The organism is Paraburkholderia sediminicola (assembly GCF_046027825.1).
In the GTDB taxonomy this organism is placed as follows: Bacteria; Pseudomonadota; Gammaproteobacteria; order Burkholderiales; family Burkholderiaceae; genus Paraburkholderia; species Paraburkholderia sediminicola_D.
Map to the genome: position 1 here is coordinate 65,024 of NZ_JAQQDU010000020.1, position 23,605 is coordinate 88,628.

The following is a 23,605-nucleotide window of genomic DNA, read 5'->3' on the forward strand; positions in this document are numbered from 1 at the left end:
AAAACAGTCAGTCAAGGGATGTCAGACGGCCCAACGGACGTCTGTCGGCCGCGTGACGCGGCCCTCGTCACGTGCGTCGTAAGCGCGATGGGACAGTGCGTCGTCATTCGGCGCCGTCTTCAGTACGCGTTGCAACACATGTTCTTCCAGCGCGGCAAAACCGGCCGACGCCCGCGCCCGCGGGCGCGCAAGCGGCACCGGCTGATCGAGCGCGATGCGCCCTTCTTCGATCAGCAGAATCCGGTCGCCTAGCGCGACAGCTTCGTGCACATCGTGCGTCACCAGCAGCGCGGTAAATTGATGTTCACGCCACAGGCGTTCGATCAGCGCGTGCATCTCGATGCGCGTCAGGGCATCGAGCGCACCGAGCGGCTCGTCCAGCAGCAGCAATTGCGGCCGATGCACCAGCGCCCGCGCCAACGCCACCCGTTGACGCTGACCGCCGGAGAGCTGCGCGGGCCAGTCGTTGGCGCGCTCCAGCAAACCGACTTCGGCGAGCACGGCGCGGGCATCTTCGCGCGCGCTGCGGCCGAGGCCGAGCATGACGTTCTGCAGCACGCTCTTCCAGGGCAAAAGCCGCGCGTCCTGGAACATGATGCGGGTATCGAGCGGTCGGCCGTCTTCGGTGCGCTTTTCGAGCACGCCCGACGTGGTCTTTTCCAGACCCGCGACCAACCGCAATAAGGTCGATTTCCCGCAGCCACTGCGGCCGACAATGGCCACGAAGCTGCCACGCTCGATCGACAGATCAAAATCGGACAACACCTTGCGCTCGCCGTACTGCTTGCCGACGCCGCGTAACTCGACGGAAAAATCGGCGGACCGGCGTGCGTCGTTGCGCGCCGATGCACCCGCAGCCGCGGGCACGACGCCCACGCGATGGTGATCGTGCGCCGGATCTGCGCGCTCGAAGCCGGCGGCCTCATCTGCGTCGTGATCGACGGTGCGCGGTTGCGCCAGTTCGGCTTCGAGATCGCTGCCCGCGATGCCGCCGAATGACGCCGACAATGTCGTTGCGCTCATGCTTTCGCTCCTCGTTGATAGGCCGGATGCCAACGCAGCGACACGCGCTCGAGACTCTTGGCCAGCACGTCGGCGAGTTTGCCGAGCCCCGCGTACAGCAGGATGCCGACCACCACGACATCGGTTTGCAGGAATTCGCGTGCATTCATCGTCATGTAGCCGATGCCCGATTGTGCGGAAATGGTTTCAGCGACGATCAGCGTGACCCACATCAGGCCGAACGCGAAACGCACGCCGACCAGAATCGACGGCAAGGCACCCGGCAGGATTACGTGCCGGTAAAGTGAGAAACCCTTCACGCCGTAACTCCGCGCCATTTCGATCAGATTGGCATCGACCGAGCGGATGCCGTGAAACGTGTTCACGTAGATCGGGAAAAACACGCCCAGCGCGACGAGAAACACCTTCGCTTCTTCCTCGATACCGAACCACAGAATCACGAGCGGGATCATCGCCAGCGCGGGAATGTTGCGGACCATCTGCACCGTCGAATCGAGCGCGATTTCGACGGGTTTGAAGAGACCCGTAGCGAGGCCGAGCACAAGTCCGATGCCGCCGCCGATCGTAAAGCCCGACACCGCGCGCCACGTGCTGACCTTCACGTCCGCCCACATTTCGCCCGACTGGATCAGCGACCACGCGGCTTTCACGACCGCGAGCGGCTCGGGTAGAACGCGCGTCGAGAGAATGCCGCTACGCGCCGCGAATTCCCATGCGAGCAGAATCGCCAGCGGCGCGAGCCACGGAGCAAGATGCGCGCCGATGCGGCGTAATACGCCGAGCCCCGCGCGCGGACCCGAGCCTGCGTGTGTGCCTCGTTCCGCACTCACAGTGGATTGAGCCATGATTACTTTCCTCAATGCTTGATCGTTGGGCGTCGTTATCGAACCGGGCGCAAGCGCTCAGCTCGAACTCGCCGCCTTCGGCAGATAGTTGTTGCCGACAATCTCGCCGAACGGACCCGACAGCGGACCGCCCGAGGTCCTGCTTTGACGGCCCGGCAGCAGCGGGAACACCAGTTCAGCGAAGCGATACGATTCTTCGAGATGCGGATAACCGGACAGGATGAACGTATCGATGCCAAGCGCCGCGTATTCGTTCATCAGCGCCGCCACCTGCTCGGGATTGCCGACCAGCGCCGTCCCCGCGCCGCCGCGCACGAGACCCACGCCCGCCCACAGATGCGGATACACCTCGAGTTCTTCGCGGCCACCCCGCTTGCCGCCGTGCAATGCCGCCATGCGACGTTGCCCTTCGGAATCCATCTTCGAGAACGAAGCCTGCGCACGGGAAATGGTTTCGTCGTCGAGCTTGCTGATCAGCTTGTCGGCGGCGGCCCATGCTTCTTCTTCGGTCTCGCGCACGATGACGTGCAGGCGAATACCGAACTTGATCTTGCGGCCACGCGCTTCAGCGCGGGCGCGAATGTCGGCGATCTTCTTCGCGACGGCGGCGGGCGGCTCGCCCCACGTCAGATACGTGTCGATGTGATCGGCCGCGATGTCGTGCGCAGCCGCTGACGAACCGCCGAACCACAGCGGCGGATGCGGGTTCTGCACCGGCGGATACAACGCCTTGCCACCCTTCGAGGTCAGATGCTTGCCGTTGAAGTCGATCGCGTCGTTGGTATGCGCGGCGGTCAGCAGCTTGCGCCAGATGTGCAGGAATTCGTCGGTGATTTCATAGCGCGTGTCGTGATCGACGAACACGCCGTCGCCTTCCAGTTCAGCGGAATCGCCGCCGGTCACGACATTGATCAAGAGACGCCCATTCGACAGACGGTCGAAGGTCGCCGCCATGCGCGCTGCCAGACCCGGCGATGAAATGCCCGGACGGATCGCCACCAGAAACTTCAGACGTTTGGTCGCGGCAATCAGGCTCGATGCGACGACCCATGCGTCTTCGCATGAACGGCCGGTCGGCAACAGCACGCCCTCATAGCCGAGCGTATCCGCGGCCACGGCGATCTGCTGGAAGTAGTCGTAATCGGCTGCGCGTGCGCCTTGGGACGTACCGAGATAGCGGCTGTCGCCGTGAGTCGGAATGAACCAGAACACATTCATTTGCTGCTCCTGCTTGTTCGAAACTGGATTGAATGGAGACGTATGTAACGACGATGCGTGACGTGAAAGCGCACACGCCGGCCGCGCGCCGCTGGTCGCGCACCACTAGCCGTGCGCCACTAGCCGTGCGCATCCATCCGGCATGAGAGCCGGAGAGGCAAGCGCAAAAAAGGACGGAAATACTGCGGTGGGGCGCGGACTAGTTCCGACAGCGCATCCGCAAACGCGCGCGCGCCAGGCAGCAGTTGAAGATCGGCATCAGGCAGGACATCGCGACGGCTTCCCTCGACCAGACGTGCGCGTGACGCGCTCGATTAAATGGGCGACGGCGGCAAACGCCGTCTGCATGGAGAAACAGTCTATGGATCGGGGCCCGGCTTTTGAACGATTTTTTTTAGCTTAGGTTTTCCACTTTCGTGATTAGCCCGACGTTAAAGCATACGGGTGTTGCGCCTGACCTACGCTGGAAACGGGATACCCCTATATATAATGGCGCCACGTTTCCAATAATCCGGTGCAGGCCGCGCGAACCGCGCCGCCTGAGCTCTCGCGGTGTCATGCATGCAAAAACTCATCCTGCCGTTCGTCGCCGGTTTTCTGGCTTCCCTGTTTTTTCATGAATCGACCCTGGCGCTGCTGCACGCAGCCGGTCTGATCGACCCTACCGGTTTTTCCACGGCGCCGTTTTTGCCACTCGGGCTGCCTGAGTTCATTGCGAACGCGATCTGGAGCGCATTCTGGGCTGTGCTGATGGCATGGCTGTTGCGCGTGGCGCCTGGGCGGCGCGCGCCGTGGGTGCCCGCCTTCGTGTTCGGCGGCATCGCATTGACGGCGGCGAGCGTGTTCGTGGTCGATCCGCTGCGCGGCATCTGGCCGAGCGGCAACATGCTGCCGCGCCTCGCGGTGGGTTTCGCGGCGAATGCGATGTGGGGCTGGGGCGCGCTGGTGTTCATGCGCGCCTTCATGGCGAGCGAAGACGAGGACTGAGCGAGAACTGAGCGTCTTGCTGGTGCGGGCTCGTCTGGCTATGCCTGGACGGCGCCCGGCATAGCCCTTCTGCTTCGATTGTTTTGACGCTGTGGCCTGACCCCGCTTAACCGCGCAGATCGCGCAACGGGTGTTCGCTTGCCAGCCACGGGCTTTCGAACATCTTCGCCACATCGGCGGCGCTCACGTCTTCGATGCGCGCAAAACGCCAGCGCGGCGCGTTGTCCTTGTCGATGATGCGTGCGCGAATCCCTTCGATCGTGTCGCCCTGCGCAAAGCACGTACGTGTCAGATCAAGATCGGCGCGCAGCACGTCCGCCATCGAACCCTCCGCGCGCGTCACCACTTCCAGCGACACGGCCATCGATAGCGGCGAACGTTCGCGCAATACGGCAATCGTCTGCTCGGCCCAGTCAGCGGCCTCGCCGCCACGCGCCTGTTCCTGCTCGAGCGAAGCGAGAATCTGCGCCACGTCGGGCAAGGCGAAATGCTGGTCGATCAACGCACGTGTGCTCGCGAGCGGCGAAGCATCGGGTTCCGGCACGACCTGATGCGCGGCTGTCTCGCGCTCGATGCACGCGATCACGTCGGCCCCCCGTTCGAACAGCTCCGTGCGCAACGTATCGACTAGCGCGGGCAATGCCGCGTCGTCGATATAGGCGTCAGCGAGGCCTGCGTAGAGTGCGTCGGCTGCGCCGATCGTCTCGCCGGTGACGGCCAGATAACGGCCGAGCGCGCCTGGCGTGCGCGCCAGAAACCAGCTCGCGCCGACATCGGGAAAGAGTCCGATGCGGGTCTCGGGCATCGCCATCTTCGTCGAGTTGGTCACCACGCGCAGGCCGCCGGTGCGATGCGCGCCCTGCGAAATCCCCATGCCGCCGCCCATCACCACGCCGTTCATCAACGCAATATACGGCTTCGGGTAGGTGAAGATCGCGTGGTTGAGCCGGTATTCCTCAGTGAAAAAGGTATCGCGCGAGTCGTGCTCGCCGCGCTGCGCCGACTCGTACAGAAAGCGGATATCGCCCCCCGCGCAGAATGCACGCGGATGCTGGCTGCGCACCACCACGGCGAGCACGTCGGGATCTTCGCGCCACTGATCGAGCGCCGCGTGCATCGCGCGAATCATGCCGGTCGACAGTGCGTTGAGCGCCTTCGGCCTTTCCAGTTCGATAAAACCGATGCGGTTGGCTACGTAAGTCGCGACTTCGTCGCTGACGGCGGGCGAGGCAGAAATGGACATGGAGAGCTAAGCGCGATGGCGCGAAATGAATTGGAACTGAACGTTATCACGCACTCGCGGCTTTGGGCTTGGTGGCGGGTTTGACGGCGGGCTGGGTGTCCGCTTTGATGACAGCGCTGGCATCCGCATCATTGGCGGGTTTGATCGCCGATGGTCCCGGCCGGTTGGCGGGCTTTTTGCCCAACGGCGCAGATGGCTGTGATGGCTGAGCGGCCAGTTCGCCGCCCGGCTCGACGAGCGCTTCAACCGGTGTGTCAGCAGACTTCTTTTTGCGGGCGCGGACGGCGCCCGCGACGCCTGGCGGATGCCCGGCGTTCTGCGTGCCCAGCCAGGCATCGAGTGCGACACCGACCACCTTATCCAGCGGCGCGGTCGGAAACACGGGACATGTAAGGTTGAGTGCGACGATGCCATGCATGGTCGCCCAGAACGCCTCCGCCCACACGGCCACGTCCATCGATGCGGACAAGCGCCCCGCCGCTTTCAACTCTTCAAGCGCGGAGATCATGATGGCCAAGGCAGCGTCGCCGGGATCGTCGTCCGATTTCGCCGGCGCAAGGCTCGCTTTTCCGGACACAGCAGAACCCACGGCCGGCGTTCCTGCCGCCGTAATCCCCACGGCTTCGTCCGCCGCACCGGCATCCGCGACCGCAGCCGCCGAGGCGCCCTTACCCGACGCAGCCGCCACACCGCCCAGCGCCGCGCCCGTGTAGCTCGGGTCTTCCATGAAGATCAGCCGGTAGGTTTCCGGATGCGCGACACCGAATGCCACATAAGCACGCCCGAGCGCCTTCAACCGCTCAGCTGGATCGGCGATCTGCGCAAGCGGCACGAAGGTCTCCAGCAATTGGGCATAGCCCTCCGCGCACAACGCCTGCGCGATCTCATCGCGGCTCGCGAAGTGCAGGTACAGCGTGGCAGGCGAATACTCGATGGCGTCCGCAATCTTGCGCATTGACAGCGCGGCAAAGCCTTCGCGCATCACGATGCGCCGCGCTGCATCGAGGATGCGCTCACGCAGCGCCTGCTTCTGACGGCTTTTTCGTTCGACGATTCCCATGGAGAACATTTTCGGGTTGACAAACTGAAAAGTCAAATTAAACTGAACACTGTTTACTGAACACCGTTCATTAACTTCTCATCGATCAGCCAGCATCATCCCGGCGCGATACGGCGCCGTATCCAGGAGTCGTCATGCAAGCCACAGGAAAAGTCGGTTTATTCGGTGCCGCCGGCGCGGCAGGTCAAATCATCGCCGCCGCGCTAAGCGCAGCGGGGCGGGATTACCGGGTGGTCGGCCGCTCGCGCGCGCCGCTCGAAGCGGCTTTCGGCCATGACCCGCATGCGGAAATCGTCACGTGGAATCCCGACGACCCGGCCTCGATCAGCGCTGCGGCAGCCGGTTTGCAGACCGTGATCTATCTGGTGGGCGTGCCCTACGATCAGTTTGCCGCGCATCCGCCGCTCGTGGAAAAAACGCTCGCCGGCCTAACGGCGGCGGGGGTCGAGCGCTTCATTCTGATCGGCACCGTGTATCCCTACGGCCGCGCACGCGGCAATCCGATCAGCGAAGATCATCCGCGTGAGCCCCATACGTTCAAAGGCAAGATGCGGCTCGAGCAGGAAAAGCGGGTGCTGGCGGCGCATGGACGCGCCAGCGGTGCGACCCGCCTGTCGACGCTGGTGCTGCGCCTGCCGGATTTCTACGGGCCTGGTATCGAACGCAGTCTGATCAACGGCATATTCGAGGGCGCGGCGCACGGCAAGCGCGCGCAGGTGATCGGGCCGGTGGATGTGCCGCACGAATTCATCTACCTGCCGGATATCGGGCCGGTGGTCGAGAAACTCACGCGCACACCCGACGCATACGGCCGGTGGTGGCACCTGGCCGGCTCGGGCACGATCACGCAGCGCGAGGTGGCGAGACAGGCCTATGCGCTAGCAGGCCGCGAGCCGAAACTGATGGTGGCCGGCAAGACCATGCTGCGCGTGCTCGGCCTCTTCAATCCGCTTATGCGGGAGCTGGTGGAGATGAATTACCTGATGACGGAGCCGGTCGTGCTTGACGATGCCGCCTTGACGAAGCTGATCGGCCCGATCGCAAAAACGTCGTACGAAGACGGTATCCGGCATGCGTTCGAGGCCGCGCGCGCGACGGCGTTGGCGAGTGCTGACACGCACCGGGACACCGCGAAAACGGCCTGAACGACGGCATGACCGAGCACGGCTTCGCAAACGAGGGGGTTTGAAGCACGTTATCCGCGTATCAGCGAACCCGCCGGATCAGGCCGCGACGTTGCCCGGCGGGAAATGGCCGCTCTTGAGCAGCACGGGCGTGCCATTGCTGATCTGCAGATGCTCGCGCGCAACCGCCTCGATACGTGGGCGCCCGGCGTCGAACGCGCGCAGCCAGCCGTCGAGATCCTCGGAGTACGCCCCGAAATGATCCTCGAGCGCCTCGACCGAGATCGCGCACGGCACCGGCTCACCGTTCACGAGCGCGGGAAACACCACCGTCAGATTGGAGTCGCGGTAAGCAGGCGCGTCCGCGGGAAACCGAATTTCCATGGTCGCCTCATCAGAAGGATCCGGCAGGAAACGGACACCGGTGAGAACCGGCCACCCCCGGACATGCCCGTTATGGTACTCGCGCGCCTCAACCGCGGTCCAGCCTCCCTAGCCTAGCCCTCCTGGTCGCAGCCGCGCGGCCCCGCGAGCCGAGCGCTTCCGCATGCCGGTCGAAACGCCGGATTGCACTTGTTCCGCCTGCTTCTGTCGAAGTGGTTCGCCGGCACACCCCGTGCTGATGCAGTGACACCCTTTCGAGTCGAGTGAGCGCAATATGGGAAAATACTTTCTGCAGAACCACGAACTGCCTGAGCCGGATGCGGCAAACGCATGGTTTGCTTACGCCGAGAGCCACGGCATCGACATTCCGAAAGCCATCAGCATCTGGGAAGACGCAGCGACCGAAAGCGGAACGGAAAGCCGCCAACGGGTCAGCGCGGCGGGCATCACGATCGAAACGCCTTAGCCTTGCGGGCACACTGACAGTGTGCATGGCGATTCTCGACACCAATTTGAAAGGAAACTTCACGATGCATTTCATGACGCAACTGCGCCGCGCCGGTCACGTGCGATCCGGCACCACCGCGCTTGCGCTAGTCCGCAGGGCGTCCCTGTCTGCCGCCCTACCCGCTGCCGTGTTGCTCGGCGCGAGTCTCGCCGGCTGCGCATCGTCGAACACCACATCGCTCATCAATCTGCCAAACGGCCAGACTGGTTTTGCGGTGAACTGCAGCGGTGCCGACGCCGCGTCCAGTTGGGCCTCCTGCTACGTGCAGGCCGGCAAGGCCTGTGGCGCAACCGGCTACGACATCGTGTCGAAAGACAACGACGAAGGCGGCGCTGCAGGCGGCAGCGTCACGAACGTTGTCTCGGCCAACGTGAAAAACCGTTCTATGATCGTGCGCTGCAAGTAACGCTCAGTGCGCCTGCATCTTCGAGAACACGTTCAACACGGCCACCCCGGCAATAATCAGCCCGAGCCCGATGATGGCCGGTAGGTCAGGCACCTGCCGGTACATCACGACCGCGACCAGCGTAATCAGCACGATGCCGGCGCCGGACCACACCGCGTAGACGATGCCGACCGGAATGGTCTTCAGCGTGAGCGACAGGCAATAGAACGCGATGCCGTAGCCGATCACCACGACCGTTGCGGGCAAGAGCCGCGCAAAACCTTCCGAGGCCCGCATGGCGGAGGTCGCGATGACTTCGGCGACGATCGCAATGGCGAGCAAGGCATAAGGAGGCATCCGCATCGTCTCAGGCCTTTGCAAGCGCGAGCTTGCTGTAGTCGTGACCAAGGTGCGCGCACAGCGCTTCCACCACCAGTTCGTGATCCGCACGCTGCGGCAGACCGGATACCGTGATCGAGCCGATCACACCGGCGCCCACTACCGTCAATGGGAAAGCGCCGCCATGGGATGCATATTCCGTGACCGGCAAACCGTGCTTGTCAGCGAGGGTGCTGCCCGCCTGTTGCATCTTCAAGCCGATCGCGTACGAACTGCGCCGAAAATGCGCGACCGTGTTGCCCTTGCGACGCGCCCAGTCGACGTTGTCCGGCGTCGCTCCGTCGAGCAAGCTGAAAAACAGCGGCTGACCGAACGTGCGCACGTCGATGGCAGCGGCAATGCCGCGTGCTCTTGCGACCTCGTGCAGATACGCCCCGACCTGCCATGCGCGGTCGGCGTCGAATTGCGGGAACACCAGCGCGTGTTCCTGAGCGGCAATCACCTGTAGATCGTGAGCGATATCCATGGAGTTCTGAGCAAGGTAAGAGGTGACGCGCGCGCCGTTGCACATGCACCCCGGCGCCGCGAAGAAAATCTGGATTCTAGCGCAGTGCCTTACGAGGGCCTTCCGGTATGCGACGCCGGCCAAGCGCGGCGCGACGTTGGACAGCGGCGCCACTTTGGACCGGACCACGCTTTGGAAGCCGCACCGCCTGGCATGTATGAAGTCGGTTCTTAAATAGCTATTGCGTTGGCTGCCGCTTTGTCCTATAATCTTTTCTTCGACGGACGCGGGGTGGAGCAGTCTGGCAGCTCGTCGGGCTCATAACCCGAAGGTCGTAGGTTCAAATCCTACCCCCGCAACCAAGTGATTCATGCGGTTCGAACCGTCGAAACAACATCAAAGGCTTGCCCATCCGGCAGGCCTTTTTTATTTTCTGCCTCGCCTTTCATGGCTGAGATGCGTTCTGCACCTCGCCCTTTCCCGTGGCCAGCTCTGCGCCAAAGTCCTGGAGACGCCCGAGCTACGCTCGGCGAGACGGTTTCTGCCCCGGTTATATGGGTAGCAATCCTAACTCACCCATCCTCGAATAGCGCGCAAAAGCGCCAGCGTCAGCCAACCGGCCTGGGCCACAATCGCCCAAGCCGCGTCCCGCGGGCGCCGGACGCCGTTGTCTTCATGCCAACGTCAGCACGCCACCTTTGCCCGACCTCAGAAAACGCCAGCCCAGTGATAAACTCCCATCACTCTTTCTCGTCCCCTTCCTATGAAATTCTGTTCTGTCTGCGGCCACGGCGTCAGCCTGAGCATTCCGCCGGGTGACAACCGCGAGCGCTTCGTATGCGGCAGTTGCGGCACGGTGCATTATCAGAATCCGCGCAACGTGGTCGGCACCGTTCCGGTCTGGGACGACAAAGTGCTGCTGTGCCGTCGCGCGATCGAACCGCGCTACGGCTACTGGACGCTGCCGGCGGGCTTCATGGAAATGGGTGAAACCACCGCCGAAGCCGCTTCGCGCGAAACGCTGGAAGAAGCCGGCGCGCGCGTCGAGGTGCAGAGCCTGTTTTCGCTGCTGAACGTGCCACACGTGCATCAGGTGCATCTGTTCTACATGGCGCGCCTGCTCGACCTCGACATCGCAGCCGGGGAAGAAAGCCTCGAAGTGAAACTCTTCGAGGAGCACGACATTCCATGGGACGAGATCGCCTTCCCGACCGTCGGCCAGACCTTGCGTTTCTTTTTCGCCGACCGCGCCGCCGGCAGCTTCGGGCTGCACACGGGCGATATCTTCCGCTCGCTGCGAGAAGGTTGAGCGGCGCGCATGGTGCCCTGGCTCGGACCTGACGATCCGTTTCCCGCCGTCGAGCGCGCGCTCGGCGCGGCCAGCGGCGCGCCGGGCCTGCTCGCCGCGAGCGGCGACCTGCTGCCGTCGCGGCTGATCGACGCCTATCGGCGCGGCATCTTCCCCTGGTATTCGGACGGGCAACCCGTGTTGTGGTGGAGCCCCGACCCGCGCATGATTCTGCGCCCCGCCGAGTTCAAACTGTCGCCGTCGCTGCGCAAAACGCTCAAGCGAGTGCTGCGCGAAGACGCATGGGAAATCCGTGTCGACCATGATTTCGCCGCCGTGATGCGCGCCTGTGCGCAGGCGCCGCGCCGCGGCCAGCGCGGCACATGGATCACCGCCGACGTAGTCGAAGCGTATTCATCGCTGCACCGGGTGGGCGATGCGCACAGCATCGAGACCTGGTTCGAAGGCAAGCGCGTAGGCGGTTTGTATGGGGTGTCTTTCGGCCGGATGTTCTTCGGCGAATCGATGTTCGCGGAGGTCACCGATGCGTCGAAAATGGCGCTGGCCGCGCTTGTCGGACACTTGCGCCGTCACGAAATAGAAATGATAGACTGCCAGCAGAACACGTCGCATCTGGCATCGCTGGGCGGCCGTGAGATAGCGCGCAAGGCGTTCATCGCGCATGTTCGCACCGCTGTCGACGCACCACCGATTCCCTGGCGCTTCGACAAGACCGTATTGCGCGATGTCGTCGCGCCTGCGGCGTAGAAAGAATCAGGCCGAATCCGGATCCGTCGCCTACCGAGCCGCGGGTCACGAGCCGCGGGTTGAAATCCGCAAGGCGCCGGGTTTGCAATACCAGAGACGCTTCGAGAGCTGCCAACGTGACTCATCCCAACGAGCTGCCTCTTTCCCCGCTTTCCGCGCTGCAATTTTATGCAACGGCACCCTATCCCTGCAGCTATCTGGATGGACGCGTCGCGCGCTCGCAAGTCGCCACGCCCAGCCACCTGATCAACTCCGACGTCTATACCGACCTCGTCAAAGCCGGCTTCCGCCGCTCGGGTGTGTTCACCTACCGCCCGTATTGCGATGGCTGTCGCGCCTGCGTGCCCGTGCGCGTGCCGGTCGATCAGTTCGAAGCGAACCGCACGCAGCGGCGGATCTGGAAAAAGCACGGCGAGCTGGTCGCAACGGTCGCGCCACTGCATTACGACGAAGAGCACTACGCGCTCTACATGCGCTATCAGTCGGCACGGCATGCGGGTGGCGGCATGGACCGCGACAGCCGCGACCAGTACGAACAGTTCCTGCTGCAGAGCCGGATCAACTCGCGGCTGGTCGAGTTTCGCGAGCCGCTGCCGGATCATCCGGACGCGCCGGGCATTCTGCGCATGATCAGCATGATCGACATCCTCGGTGACGGGCTCTCGTCGGTCTATACGTTCTTCGAACCGGGTTTGCCGCACACCAGCTTCGGCACCTACAACATCTACTGGCAGATCGAACAGGCGAAGAGCCTCAAGCTGCCCTACGTGTACCTTGGCTACTGGATTCGCGAGAGTCCGAAGATGGCGTACAAGGCGAATTTCCGACCGCTCGAAGGTTTGATCGACGGTGCGTGGAAGGTGCTCGATCCCGCCACCATCGATCTGCCGCCGGTCGATCTGGCGATTCAGGGCAAGCGCGGGCCGCTGCGGCCGTAACAACTGCGGGCTCCACCAGGCGAGGCGGAACGGTCTGCGCGCACCGAATGACGCCGCTGGGCCAGTACGCCAGGCCACGTCAAGCAGCCTCACCCGCAGCGTCCCCGCCCCCCGCCTTTCGCGCCCCCTCCAGTTAGTCTCATTAAAGCCCCAAAGCCGGTAAAATGGAGGGTTACCATTTTCCGGCCGCCCGGCTCCGTCCCGTGTTCAGTTCCCTCTACCCGCTCGTACGCGCCCAACTCTTTCGCATGGATGCGGAAGACGCTCATCACCTGACCTTGCGCATCCTCGGCGCCGCCGGCCGGACCGGCCTTGCCGGCGCGCTCGCGCCACGCGTGCCGGATGCGCCGCGCACCGTCATGGGGCTGACGTTCAAGAACCCGGTCGGACTCGCCGCGGGCCTCGACAAGGACGGCGCGTGCATCGACGGTCTGGCGGCGCTCGGTTTCGGTTTCATCGAAGTGGGCACGGTCACGCCGCGCGCGCAGCCGGGCAACCCGCGCCCGCGCATGTTCCGCCTGCCGCAGGCGAATGCCGTGATCAACCGGATGGGCTTCAATAACGCGGGCGTCGACCAGTTCGTCAAAAACGTCCAGGCCGCGCGCTATCGCGGCATTCTCGGGCTGAACATCGGCAAGAACGCCGACACGCCGATCGAACGCGCCGCCGAAGACTATCTCTACTGTCTCGAACGCGTGTACCCGTTTGCGAGTTACGTGACGGTCAACATCTCGTCGCCGAATACGAAGAACCTGCGCCAGTTGCAAGGCGCGGGCGAACTCGACGCGCTGCTCGCCGCCCTGAAGGACAAGCAGCAGCGTCTGGCCGACATGCACGGCAAGCTGGTGCCGCTCGCATTGAAGATCGCACCCGACCTCGACGACGAACAGATCAAATCGATCGCCGATACGCTGTTGCGCCACAAGTTCGAAGGCGTGATCGCCACCAACACCACACTGTCGCGCACCGCCGTCACCGGCATGCAATATGGCGACGAAGCCGGCGGCCTGTCGGGCAAACCGGTGTTCGACGCGTCGAACGAAGTGATCCGCAAACTGCGCACGGAAGTCGGCGAAACGGTGCCGATCATTGGCGTGGGCGGGATTTTTTCGGGCGAGGACGCGCGCGCGAAGCTCGCGGCGGGCGCTTCGCTGGTGCAGCTTTATACCGGCTTCATCTACCGCGGACCGGCCCTGGTGGCCGAATGCGCACAGGCGCTGCGCTAAGCGACGGCCTTCGGGTGCGCGCGGTTTGCACCCGGTTTTGAGCGCCGGGGCTGCCCATCGAATCGGAACCCAATCCGCATCCGTAATATAGACATAAACAAACGGTATTTAGGTTTCGATAGTCTGCTTTGTTATGCTTTCGTCTGTTAAAACGCCAGACGAACAAAAAGGAACACGATGAAATTTGGCTTGCTGAAAAAGATGCTCGTCGCCGGCCTGATCGGCGCGTCGTTCACTGCTGTCACCGCCCATGCGGACGACCTGCTCGACCAGGTCAAACAGCGCGGCACGTTGCGCATCGGTCTGGAAGGCACCTTCCCGCCGTTTAATTCGAAAGCGCCGTCTGGCGAACTGGTCGGCTATGACGTCGACATCGCCAAGGCCGTCGCCGCCAAGCTCGGCGTGAAGCCGGAATTCGTCACGACCGAATGGAGCGGCATCATCGCCGGTCTGCAGGCAAACAAGTTCGACGTGATCGTCAACCAGGTCGGCATCACGGACGCGCGCAAGCAGGTGCTCGACTTCTCGCCGGCCTACACGTATTCGGCCGCGCAACTGATCCAGCGTAAGGACGACACGCGCCAGTTCAAATCGCTCGACGATCTGAAGGGCAAGAAGCTCGGCGTCGGTCTGGGCACGAACTACATGGACATGGCAAAGTCGGTGCCGGGCATCGACGTGAAGACGTATCCGGGTGCGCCTGAATACCTGCGCGATCTGGCCGCCGGCCGTCTGGACGCGGCACTGAACGACCGCCTGATGCTTGCGTATCTGATGAAGAACTCGCAACTGCCGCTGCGCACCGGCGCGACGCTTGGCGCGGGCAACCCGTCGGGCATTCCGTTCAAGAAGGGCAATCCGAAGTTCGCCAAGGCGATCGACGACGCAATGACCCAACTCGAAGCTGACGGCACGTTCTCGAAGATCTCGGACAAATGGTTCGGCATCGACGTCAGCAAGCCGATCAAGTAACGCGCGCTGAATGAAACGAAGGGCGGCATCGTCGACGATGCCGCCCTTCGCGTTTGCGGCCCCCGCGCTCGCACTCACGCCCACTCCGGCCAAAGTTTATGATGTGCGCTTTGCCGCGCTAACCCTACCCACCGCTCATGTCCACCACTTCCCTGCTCGTCCAATCGCTTCCTGTGCTTGCGCAGGGTGCCGTCCTGACGGTCAAGTTCGCGGTTCTGTCGATGATCTTCGGCCTGATTGCCGGCGCCGTGCTCGCGGTGATGGGCATCAGCCACAACCGCGTGCTGATCTGGATCGCGCGCGTGTATGTCAGCGTGTTCCGCGGCACGCCGCTGCTGGTGCAGATCTTCGTGATCTATTACGGCTTGCCGAGTCTCGGCATTTCGCTCGACCCCACGCCCGCAGGCGTGATCGCGCTGTCGGCGAACGTGGCGGCCTACCTGTCGGAAAGCATGCGGGGCGCGATTCTCGGCATTCACAAAGGCCAGTGGCTCGCGGCGTACAGCCTCGGACTCTCGCGGCGTCAGACGCTGCGCTATGTGATCGCGCCACAGGCCTTGCGCATTGCCGTGCCGAGTCTGTCGAACAGCCTGATCAGCCTGATCAAGGATACGTCGCTGGTGTCGGTGATTACCGTGACCGAATTGCTGCGCAGCGCGCAGGAGATCATCGCGTCGACCTATCAGCCGCTGCCGCTATACCTCGCGGCAGCCGCGGTCTACTGGGTGCTGTGTCAGGTGCTCGAGTGGGTGCAGCGCTGGTACGAACGGCGCCTCGCGCTGCCGTCGCGCCACTGAGCGCGTCACAGTGCACGTCACAGAGTGCGCCGCCTGGTGCCCCGCTTAACACCCCATCTCGCACTCCACTAAGCCACCTGTCGCTCGCCGCTTAGCGGCTGGCGGCAAGCGACGCCGCATCCAGCGGCGCGCCGAAGCGCTCGAAGCGCGGTTTGTAGTAGTGGTCCGGGTCGAGCGAGAACGCGACGTGACGCGTGCGGCCCATCAGTTCCTTGCGTGGAAAGAAGCCGAAGTAACGCGAGTCGGCGCTATCGTCGCGATTGTCGCCGAGCATCAGATATTTGCCTTGCGGCACGACCACCGGCCCGAACGAATTGCGCGGACTCGGCGCATCAGGCGCAAGCCGCACCGTATGCACAACACCGTCGAAGCGCTCGGTCAGATAGTCGCCGGGGGACGTCGCATCGCCCGGCAGCGGCTTCAGGTGCAGCGGCTGATAATCCGCGCGCACGCCATTCACGTACAGCACGTTGTCGCGCATGGCGACGCTGTCGCCGGGCAAGCCGATCAGACGCTTGACGATCAACTCATGCGCGGCCGATGAATCGATCGTGACGATATCGCCGCGCTGCGGATCGTGCAGATGCGCGATCGTGATGTGGGTGAGCGGCACGCGCAGATCGTAGGCCATCTTGTCGACGAAAATCCGGTCGCCTTCGCGGATTGTCGGCAACATCGAACCACTCGGCACGACATTCCAGTCGGCCACAGCGCTGCGGAACAGCACCATCAGAAACAGAAAGGCGACGAGACTCTTGTTGTCGCGCCACAGTTTTCCAAGCATGCGCATCGCAGGCGGCTCCAGTGGAAGGTGATCGAAAGCTGTGGGTCGGCGGGCTCTGTCTTATACGAGCCCACACGCCCCTGCAAATCGTACCACCGCCACTGGAAACAACGCGGCAACGGGCCCTCACTCCCCCGCGAACTTAAGTCCCAACGCGGCGCGCGCGGCATCGGCCATCTCGATCATCTGCAACGACTTGCTATGTGGCATCAGCGGGCTCTCAATCTGCCCCGCCCGAATCAGCTCGCAAAAATGCGCGGTCTCGTAGTTCAGACCGCCGCCTTCGAACGGCTCGTCGAGCTCGACCACACGGCCGTCGGCGTACCGGATCGTCGCGCGCGCCGGATTCCACCAGGGTTCGTGAATCGTGACATGGCCGTCCCGGGCCATCAGCAACGCGTCGCCCTTGCCGTGCAGGTCGAGTCCGCAAAACAGTTGCGCGATGCCGCGCTCATGCTGGCTGTTCAGGCTCGCGAACGTATCGACGCCGGTCGAGCCGAGCCGCCCAAGCGTCTGCACCTCACGCGGCGCACCGAGCCAGTCGACCGCGAGAAACATCTCATAGACGCCGATATCGAGCAGCGCGCCGCCCGCATGCTCGAACGACATGGACGGATGATCGTCCGGCACGCCCGGCACCGAACAGCCGGCGCGCACGAGACCCACTTCGCCGATCGGCTCCGCATCCAGATGCGCGCGCAACTTTCTGTAGAGCGGATAAAACGGCGGCTTCATGGCTTCCATGAACAGCCGTTGCTCGGCGCGCGCAACCTCAAGCACGCGCTCGAGTTGCGGCTTGTTGATGGTGGCGGGTTTTTCGCACAGCACGTGCAGACCGGCTTGCAGCGCGGCGATGGCGTAGTTGGCGTGACTGTCCTGGACGGTGGCGATATAAAGCGCATCGATACCGCTGGCGAGCAGCGCCTCGAAGCTCGCACACACCTCGCCACCGAATTCCTGGGCGAAGGCCGTGGCCGGTTCGGCGCGACGTGACCACAGCGCGGTCAGTTGCGCCTTTGGCACATGCGTGAGTCCAAGAGCGAAGCGACGGGCAATGCGGCCCGTTCCGACGATCCCCCAGCGAATCACGTCGCCCGCGGGGGCTTCTTGCATTGCGATTGTCATCGTTCCTTCAAGTCCGTGCAGTTCAGAACAGGCGCTATTGTGAAGCAAGCCGCGCCGTTCGTTATGCAAAGTCCCTGCTGGAAGACAACCTGAGCCGCCACAACAGCGGCCGCGCTCACTCGCGCGCCGGCGGTTCCGCCGAAAGGTTGCCGCCGAGATCTTCCGTGGTGGTGTCGATCATCGCCAGCGAGGCGATTTCCGCTTCCTTCGGATCGCGCCGTTCGATCGCTTCGATCACACGCTGATGCGTGCTCACCGCCTTCTCCCACATCCCTTCCTTGTGATGGAGGATCGGGGTGACGGTCGACAGCGCGCCGCGGATGATCGCCGCCATCTGTTTGAAGAACTGATTACCGCTCGCCACCACAATGCGCGCGTGGAAGAGTTCGTCGGCGGCCTGATAGCCGGCTTCGCCCGGCTGGATCACGCGGAACGCGTCGAACGCCTCGCGAATCGCCGCGATGTCGGCGGCACTGCCCCGCGCGGCTGCCTGCGCCGAGGCGCGCGGTTCGATCAGAATGCGAAACTCGATCACATCGCGCAAAAACAGCGGATCGGGCTTCGCGCGAAAACGCCAGTTCACGACGTCTTCGTCGATCATGCGCCAATCGCTCATCGGCCGGATGCGCGTGCCGATCTTCGGCCGCACGTCCAGCATGTCGCGCGCGAGCAGCATCGACAGCGCCTCGCGCATGACGGTGCGGCTGACGTCGAACTCCTTCGACAGCACATCCTGCGGTGGCAGGATGGCGCCGTATTTCTCTTCGACGATGCCAGTCACAAGTCCGTCCATGACTTTGCTGACCAGCGATCTATCCTTGTTTGCCTGTTCCATGACCCTCTCTCCCCGAAGCGGTGTTTGCCCCCGCGTAGCCTGTTGATCAAGCGGCCCAAGTGTGTCGTTTTATCGGTGGTTCATTATTCTTTTACGATACGTTGCTAGCATCGAAACGGTTGCGCCAGTTGGGAAACTTCCTGAGAGGGTTATCCCTCTGAAGAATTGTTTCGTCCTTGTAACGCCGCATGTTTTGACGGGCCATAAGCTTGCGTCTCAAGCGTGCCTGCGTTGCAAAATTTGCATAGTGCGAAGACGCACGTAGTGAATCGAATTGTCTGATCCACACCCCCTGGGCGGCTCCGGACAGGCGCAAAAAGACTGATGCAACGAGGCGGAACGTCAGGCGTCCGGCATCGTCTGTCATTGAATGTAAGCAAAACGGGGAAATTGAAAGGAAACTCAGCCAACTCAGCGCGTTGGCCGGCGCCCGTCGTGAGCGGTGATGTGACCGGCGTGGTGACCGGTATGGCAAGCGGCGAGGTAAACGGTGCGTCAAAGCGGGGTTCTCAAAGCCGGTGTCTCAAAGCGGTGTACCCACCGACGCATAGCGCCCGCCAAAAAAGATCAGCGGCGCGTGTTCGTCGAGCGAGAACACCAGCACTTCGCCAACAAAGAGCGTGTGGTCGCCGCACGGATGCCGGTCCACCATGCGCGCCGCGAAACGGGCCGCGGCGTGTTCGAGCAGCACCACGTCCGGCAAGCCGTCCACTGGCGCGAAGCGCGGCGCGAGCCGGCGCTGCGGCTCGCCGGCGAAGTGGCGGCTATGAGGTTCCTGGGCATCGGACAACACACTCACGCCGAACCTCGCGCTGCTCATCAGACGCTCGTGCATGCGCGCACGGTGCCCGACCGACACGACGATCAGCGGCGGTTTGAGCGAACCGGACATGAAGGCATTGGCGGTCATCGCGTGCATCCCGTCGCCACTGCCGGTCGAAATCACCACCACGCCGGTGGCAAAACGCCCCAGCGCATGGCGGAAGCGGCGCTCGTCGAACCCGTTCGCGCCGGTCGGGGCACGTCCGGCCGTGCCGGACTTAACATCGCAACGGCCACCCACAGCGCAAGCCACCTGCTCCTGCAACGTTACGGCCTCGGCCTCCTGCCGCCCGTCAGCGTGACGTACCCGTGCCTGCATGACGGCTCCCCCGATCGCGGCCGTATGGATCGTCGAAGCGCACGATGTCGTCTTCGTCGAGATAGCCGCCTGGTTCAACAATGCGATTCATGTGCCATTCCCGTTCGGTCAGTCGAAGCGGCACGCGGCGAGCGGTTTGCGTGCGATGAAGTGAAACCACCACGTGTCACTGCGTTCCACGTCGTCAGCAATGCGATTGCCTTCGCAACTACCGAACACCGCTTCGCTCTGAAAACCGATCTGCGCGAGTTGCCGGCGCTGCTCCCGCAGCGTCGTATAAACGATCACAATGCCGAAGTTGTGCGCCGCCGCCGTCTTCACTGCGTAGCTGCCGTAGTCGTGATTCAGCTTCACGTTGCGCATATAGTTCAACGTGCCGAGCTGAAAACGCCGCATCGAGCGCAGCGTGCGCCAGCCGAGCTTGAGCGGATTGAAGGAAAATTGCGGCAGCAGTTGCCAGATGTTCTCGCGGTAACCCGGGCCGCCGCGGTTGTGCGACGAAAACAGCACATAACCGCCGGGTCGCACCACCCGATACATCTCGTCGAGAATCTTCACGCGGTCGTCGTAATCCACGCAGTCGATGCCGTTCCAACTGAACTCCGCGAGCCCGTAATGCCCGGACGGCAAAGCCGACATGTCGCGCGCATCCATATGCCGCAAGTCGAGGTCGGGATAGCGCGACTTCGCGATCTCCAGCAGTTTCAGCGTGTAGTCGACGCCGGTGTAATCGGTCGAGATCGATGTCATCAGCGGGATCGTGCGGCCCGTGCCGACACCGATATCCAGCACCGGCTCGCCGGCGCAGCGCGGCGCAAGCCACTCGAACGCGGCCTGTTCGCCAAGGTCCGAGAACGTCTTCTCGAGTGTGAATACGCGGGTGGCATCCGGCGAATTCCATGCGACACGGTTGATGCGGTCCAACTCGGATTGACTGTTCATGGCCTGGCTCCTGCAAAGTGGCCGTGCGCCGGAATGACAACCCGTGCGTTCATTACGCTTCCCCTGATAGACGAAGCGCACGCGCACGTTTTAGAAGCCACTGAGTGGCGCGTGCATGCCGCCAGTCGAGCCGCGCACGGAGCGGCCCGCCGGTAATCGATGGCTCGGGCTGACGGGTCTCGCCGAAGCTGCTGCGGAAATAATCCTCGAAGTACGACATCACGTTTTCCTGCGCGCGTGCCGAAAGAATCGCGTGATCGGTGCGCTCGCAAAAGGCCACGCCGATGCAGCCGAAGCGCCGCAACCGCCCACCACGCACGCCGAAGTAGCGTTCGAGCTCCTCGACGCCCTCATCCAGTACGCCGTAGAAAAGACGCGTATCGACGCCTCGCGCATGTAGCGCAGTGAAGAGGCGCTGCACGTCCTTCGATCCCAGTTGGATGCCACAGATGCGTTCGATCCGGTCGGCGAGCGTCGCGCCCAATCTGGCCGCGAAGCGCGCCGCAAGCTCACGCGCGACGGGTAAGCCGCCCGACTTCCCCCGCACGACACGAACCCATTTGCGAGGCTGGCACATGGAGCGCAGGTAGCTGCGCGTCGAGCCGAAGGCAGCGACTGCGATGACCGGCTTGCCGTGTTCATCGCAGATGTTGTGCCACGTGAACTTCTGCAAATTGACCAGCACGGCACCGATCACCGCCGGCTCACGCGACGCCGCGTGCAGGCCGACGAAGGCGCCCGCGCAGATGCCGAGCAGCACCGCGCCGCGGTGTCCTTGCGCCGTTAGCCAACGCGCCGCGCACGCGGCATCGTCGGCGCCTGCCTGCGCATACAGCGCATCGAGACTCACTGCATCGAGCGATGGCTGGCTGTCACCCAGACCGCCGAGGTCGACACGCAGCGACGCGATACCTTGCCGCGCAAGGCGCCTGGCGAAGCGCACGCCGAGTCGCGCATTGCCGATCCGCGACACGGCGCCGGTATTCAACATCAGCACCGCGGGCGCGGCAGCGGCCGGGCACGATTCGGGCACGCAATAGATGCCGAACATCCTGCCGCCGTCGATCCATACTGGCGTTTCAATCACGCCCGGTTCGACGAGATGACCCGCAGGGTGATCACCAACGTGAGCTGCCCTTTGCCAGGCAATGTGATCGGCGTGTGCGCCAGCGTTATCGTCTGTTGCCCGGTACGTATGCGCAACGGGGTCAACAGCAGCGCCTGCCAGCCAGTCCTCGATCGATCGAAACGCCGCCTGCGGAATCTCGCTATCGAGCGCCTCCATCATGAACTTGCCGTATTCGTCGAACGGCTGCCGCTCCACCTGCACGCCGTGTTCACGATAGCGCGCCACCAGCGCGTCGACCCGCGCGGGGTCCAGCGAATCGAGTATCAGCACACGCTCGGCCGGCCGGACGGCATCGCGCTGCAGATCGACTGCGCGCAAGGGCTCCAGCGTGTCGCTATAGAGACGAAAACCGTACGCTTCGACAAAGGCATCGGTCTCGGGCTCGGCTTCGCAATCCATCGCGGCCGGCATCGACAGCCACGTGCGATAGTGCGCGCGCAACTCGCGCTGATAATTCTTGCCCGATAAAACCGGCGCCAGCAGCACGAGACCATCCACGCCACCGAGTTCCTGAGCGGCCAGCGCCGCGAGCGTGCCGCCAAGGCGCAGCCCGCACAGGGTCACGCGCTCGACACCGGTGGTCTCCCGCAGCAGCGCCACGGCCTGCTTGATGCTGTCGATCCACGCGCGCCAGCGGCCGGGCTCGCTCGCCTCGCCCGCCGCATCGCCGGTGCCGGGATAGTCGAACCGCAGCACCGGCATGCCGCGCGCGGCAAGCCGCTCAGCCAGCCTGCGCATGCCGCGATAGGTGCACAGTGCGTCGTACCCGAACGGGTAACACAGCACCACGCCACTTGACCCCTCCGCCGGATGCAACCATCCGAACCGGCCATCGAACATTACTGGCCTCACGCTAGGCTCCTCACCGGGGCAACTCCGCTTTCGATCACTACAACAAACGCCGTCTGATTCATCTGTACGTCCTCCCACATTAGGTCGGACTCCGATGCTTATGCGGCTTGACGCGTGGCACGCGATAACAACTGACTTGCCCCAGATCGACGCTTCGTTTAACCGCGGTGCGGTGCACGCAGCGTAAAGGTGGACCGGGTAGCGAGCAGCACGTGATAGAGAAAGCGCGCGCGCAGCCGGTCGCGCATCGGGTAATGCCGCGACAGCAGCACACGCCATGCGGCGGCTGATTCACCGGCGCGCGCATAGGCAGATGCAGCGCGCGGCGCGACGCGCCGCAGCGCGTCCGCGCGCGCGGCCTGCGCGGCGACAGGCACACTGCTCGCGCGCAATTGCGCGAACGCGTGCATCGCCGGCAACGCATGGGTCGATATCGACAGCGCCGTCTCGCGCGAAACCGACACGAACTCATCCACGAAACAGATCGCGACAGCATCGACGCTGAGCCGCAAACCAAAATCGAAGTCACACGCTTCGCCGACTTCGGCGGCCGCACGATAGGCGATCCGGCGCGCGGCCAGGGTATCCACCAGATAGCCGTTATTCGGGAACATCTGGTCGATCCCCGCGAGTGCCGGTACTGGCAGGCGGCCGGCGCGTTCAGGCACACGCAGATAATCGCGGTTCAGACGTTCGGTGGCTTGCGGCCGCGGCGTGCCGTCGTCGGCGATAACGTGCTGTTTGCCAAACGCGGCGGTCAACTCGGGATAGGTGTGCCAGCACGCGTCGAGACAGGTCAGCGCGTTCGGCTCAAGCAGATCGTCGTCGTGCAGCAGCACGAGCCGCGCGCCACGTGCGCGCGCGAACAGCCGGTTCACATTGGCCGCCTGTCCAAGCCGGGGCACATTGCGTTCGCAACGGATCGGGATCGGTCGCATGCCGCGCAAGCGGCACTGCTCCACTACCTGCTGCGCGCTGTCGTCGTTCGAGTCGTCACCGATCACAATTTCAAACTCGCCATACGTCTGCGCGTGGCAACTGTCGATGGCCTGTTCGAGCAAGGCAGGACGATTGCAGGTCGGAATGCAGATGGAGATCAGACGCGCGGCCAATTCACTGCCGCTGCCCTGCCCCGCCCCGTTTATGGTCTTAATCATGGATGTTCCGCAAACCGTCACGGATTTCAT

25 protein-coding genes and 1 tRNA gene are annotated in these 23,605 nt (G+C 63.5%); 11 read left to right on the forward strand and 15 right to left on the reverse strand.

Features of this window, described 5'->3' with window-relative positions:
* Nucleotides 1–21 precede the first annotated feature (21 nt).
* Genes PQQ96_RS13755 through ssuD form a run of 3 tightly spaced genes read right to left on the reverse strand, consistent with a single transcriptional unit; the run spans nucleotide 22 to nucleotide 3,086 of the window.
* The gene (locus PQQ96_RS13755; RefSeq protein WP_408292425.1) at nucleotides 22–1,023 is read right to left on the reverse strand and encodes an ATP-binding cassette domain-containing protein; all 1,002 of its coding nucleotides are present in this window, start codon (nucleotides 1,021–1,023) and stop codon (nucleotides 22–24) included.
* Entirely contained in the window at nucleotides 1,020–1,868 is an 849-nt protein-coding gene (gene ssuC, locus PQQ96_RS13760; protein WP_408292427.1) for an aliphatic sulfonate ABC transporter permease SsuC, read from the reverse strand. Before ssuC ends, PQQ96_RS13755 begins: the two co-directional genes overlap by 4 nt.
* 57 nt (nucleotides 1,869–1,925) lie before the next feature.
* Entirely contained in the window at nucleotides 1,926–3,086 is a 1,161-nt protein-coding gene (gene ssuD / locus PQQ96_RS13765; RefSeq protein WP_408292429.1) for an FMNH2-dependent alkanesulfonate monooxygenase, read from the reverse strand.
* Between the two features lie 561 nt (nucleotides 3,087–3,647).
* On the opposite strand from ssuD, the gene PQQ96_RS13770 reads away from it, so the two are divergent.
* Entirely contained in the window at nucleotides 3,648–4,073 is a 426-nt protein-coding gene (locus PQQ96_RS13770) for a hypothetical protein (protein WP_172312382.1), read from the forward strand.
* Nucleotides 4,074–4,179: 106 nt separating this feature from the next.
* Here the strand turns inward: PQQ96_RS13770 and PQQ96_RS13775 are convergent, their stop codons facing one another.
* Nucleotides 4,180–5,316, reverse strand: a complete 1,137-nt coding sequence (locus PQQ96_RS13775; protein ID WP_408292430.1) for an enoyl-CoA hydratase/isomerase family protein — start codon at nucleotides 5,314–5,316, stop codon at nucleotides 4,180–4,182.
* Between the two features lie 46 nt (nucleotides 5,317–5,362).
* Nucleotides 5,363–6,376 (reverse strand): TetR/AcrR family transcriptional regulator, encoded by a 1,014-nt coding sequence (locus PQQ96_RS13780; protein ID WP_408292432.1) that lies wholly within the window; start codon nucleotides 6,374–6,376, stop codon nucleotides 5,363–5,365.
* 134 nt (nucleotides 6,377–6,510) lie between these two features.
* Here PQQ96_RS13780 and PQQ96_RS13785 point away from each other — a divergent pair, with 134 nt between their 5' ends.
* Nucleotides 6,511–7,521, forward strand: a complete 1,011-nt coding sequence (locus PQQ96_RS13785; protein WP_408292434.1) for an NAD-dependent epimerase/dehydratase family protein — start codon at nucleotides 6,511–6,513, stop codon at nucleotides 7,519–7,521.
* A 78-nt stretch (nucleotides 7,522–7,599) separates the two neighbouring features.
* Here PQQ96_RS13785 and PQQ96_RS13790 read toward each other — a convergent pair whose 3' ends face one another.
* Nucleotides 7,600–7,884, reverse strand: coding sequence for a DUF1488 family protein (locus tag PQQ96_RS13790; RefSeq protein ID WP_408292436.1), 285 nt, complete (start codon nucleotides 7,882–7,884; stop codon nucleotides 7,600–7,602).
* A 274-nt stretch (nucleotides 7,885–8,158) separates the two neighbouring features.
* Here PQQ96_RS13790 and PQQ96_RS13795 point away from each other — a divergent pair, with 274 nt between their 5' ends.
* Both PQQ96_RS13795 and PQQ96_RS13800 read left to right on the forward strand, forming a co-directional pair.
* Nucleotides 8,159–8,350 (forward strand): hypothetical protein, encoded by a 192-nt coding sequence (locus tag PQQ96_RS13795; protein WP_408292438.1) that lies wholly within the window; start codon nucleotides 8,159–8,161, stop codon nucleotides 8,348–8,350.
* A 64-nt stretch (nucleotides 8,351–8,414) separates the two neighbouring features.
* A complete protein-coding gene (locus tag PQQ96_RS13800; protein ID WP_408292495.1) occupies nucleotides 8,415–8,798 on the forward strand; it encodes a hypothetical protein in 384 nt (127 codons plus the stop codon).
* Between the two features lie 3 nt (nucleotides 8,799–8,801).
* On the opposite strand, the gene PQQ96_RS13805 is transcribed toward PQQ96_RS13800, so the two are convergent.
* Together PQQ96_RS13805 and PQQ96_RS13810 are read right to left on the reverse strand one after the other, a co-directional pair.
* Complete coding sequence (locus tag PQQ96_RS13805; RefSeq protein ID WP_408292497.1) at nucleotides 8,802–9,134, reverse strand: DMT family transporter; 333 nt, start codon at nucleotides 9,132–9,134, stop codon at nucleotides 8,802–8,804.
* Between the two features lie 10 nt (nucleotides 9,135–9,144).
* A complete protein-coding gene (locus PQQ96_RS13810; RefSeq protein ID WP_120304017.1) occupies nucleotides 9,145–9,642 on the reverse strand; it encodes a heme-degrading domain-containing protein in 498 nt (165 codons plus the stop codon).
* Nucleotides 9,643–9,906: 264 nt separating this feature from the next.
* Here PQQ96_RS13810 and PQQ96_RS13815 point away from each other — a divergent pair.
* The 7 genes from PQQ96_RS13815 to PQQ96_RS13845 all read left to right on the forward strand — a co-directional run bounded on the left by PQQ96_RS13815 (nucleotide 9,907) and on the right by PQQ96_RS13845 (nucleotide 15,610).
* Nucleotides 9,907–9,983 (forward strand) — tRNA-Met (locus PQQ96_RS13815).
* Between the two features lie 401 nt (nucleotides 9,984–10,384).
* Complete coding sequence (locus PQQ96_RS13820) at nucleotides 10,385–10,930, forward strand: NUDIX hydrolase (RefSeq protein ID WP_097392281.1); 546 nt, start codon at nucleotides 10,385–10,387, stop codon at nucleotides 10,928–10,930.
* Between the two features lie 9 nt (nucleotides 10,931–10,939).
* The gene (gene aat, locus PQQ96_RS13825) at nucleotides 10,940–11,677 is read left to right on the forward strand and encodes a leucyl/phenylalanyl-tRNA--protein transferase (RefSeq protein WP_408292439.1); all 738 of its coding nucleotides are present in this window, start codon (nucleotides 10,940–10,942) and stop codon (nucleotides 11,675–11,677) included.
* Nucleotides 11,678–11,793: 116 nt separating this feature from the next.
* Nucleotides 11,794–12,615 carry an arginyltransferase gene (locus PQQ96_RS13830; protein WP_408292441.1) on the forward strand — a complete coding sequence of 274 codons (822 nt, stop codon included), beginning with the start codon at nucleotides 11,794–11,796 and terminating at the stop codon, nucleotides 12,613–12,615.
* Nucleotides 12,616–12,779: 164 nt separating this feature from the next.
* On the forward strand, nucleotides 12,780–13,841 hold the full coding sequence (locus PQQ96_RS13835) for a quinone-dependent dihydroorotate dehydrogenase (protein WP_408292443.1): 1,062 nt from the start codon (nucleotides 12,780–12,782) through the stop codon (nucleotides 13,839–13,841).
* A 177-nt stretch (nucleotides 13,842–14,018) separates the two neighbouring features.
* Nucleotides 14,019–14,813, forward strand: a complete 795-nt coding sequence (locus PQQ96_RS13840; protein WP_408292445.1) for a cystine ABC transporter substrate-binding protein — start codon at nucleotides 14,019–14,021, stop codon at nucleotides 14,811–14,813.
* Between the two features lie 137 nt (nucleotides 14,814–14,950).
* The gene (locus PQQ96_RS13845) at nucleotides 14,951–15,610 is read left to right on the forward strand and encodes an amino acid ABC transporter permease (protein WP_408292447.1); all 660 of its coding nucleotides are present in this window, start codon (nucleotides 14,951–14,953) and stop codon (nucleotides 15,608–15,610) included.
* A gap of 91 nt (nucleotides 15,611–15,701) precedes the next feature.
* On the opposite strand, the gene lepB is transcribed toward PQQ96_RS13845, so the two are convergent.
* The 7 genes from lepB to PQQ96_RS13880 form a co-directional block, all read right to left on the reverse strand.
* Nucleotides 15,702–16,400 carry a signal peptidase I gene (lepB, locus tag PQQ96_RS13850; protein ID WP_408292449.1) on the reverse strand — a complete coding sequence of 233 codons (699 nt, stop codon included), beginning with the start codon at nucleotides 16,398–16,400 and terminating at the stop codon, nucleotides 15,702–15,704.
* A 120-nt stretch (nucleotides 16,401–16,520) separates the two neighbouring features.
* The gene (locus PQQ96_RS13855) at nucleotides 16,521–17,507 is read right to left on the reverse strand and encodes a Gfo/Idh/MocA family protein (protein ID WP_408292451.1); all 987 of its coding nucleotides are present in this window, start codon (nucleotides 17,505–17,507) and stop codon (nucleotides 16,521–16,523) included.
* A gap of 127 nt (nucleotides 17,508–17,634) precedes the next feature.
* Nucleotides 17,635–18,354 (reverse strand): FadR/GntR family transcriptional regulator, encoded by a 720-nt coding sequence (locus PQQ96_RS13860; RefSeq protein WP_408292453.1) that lies wholly within the window; start codon nucleotides 18,352–18,354, stop codon nucleotides 17,635–17,637.
* Nucleotides 18,355–18,877: 523 nt separating this feature from the next.
* Entirely contained in the window at nucleotides 18,878–19,495 is a 618-nt protein-coding gene (locus tag PQQ96_RS13865; protein ID WP_408292455.1) for a flavin reductase family protein, read from the reverse strand.
* A gap of 108 nt (nucleotides 19,496–19,603) precedes the next feature.
* On the reverse strand, nucleotides 19,604–20,437 hold the full coding sequence (locus PQQ96_RS13870; protein ID WP_408292457.1) for a class I SAM-dependent methyltransferase: 834 nt from the start codon (nucleotides 20,435–20,437) through the stop codon (nucleotides 19,604–19,606).
* 52 nt (nucleotides 20,438–20,489) lie between these two features.
* Nucleotides 20,490–22,418, reverse strand: a complete 1,929-nt coding sequence (locus PQQ96_RS13875) for an alpha/beta hydrolase family protein (RefSeq protein ID WP_408292459.1) — start codon at nucleotides 22,416–22,418, stop codon at nucleotides 20,490–20,492.
* Nucleotides 22,419–22,576: 158 nt separating this feature from the next.
* A complete protein-coding gene (locus PQQ96_RS13880; RefSeq protein WP_408292461.1) occupies nucleotides 22,577–23,575 on the reverse strand; it encodes a glycosyltransferase family 2 protein in 999 nt (332 codons plus the stop codon).
* Nucleotides 23,576–23,605 lie beyond the last annotated feature (30 nt).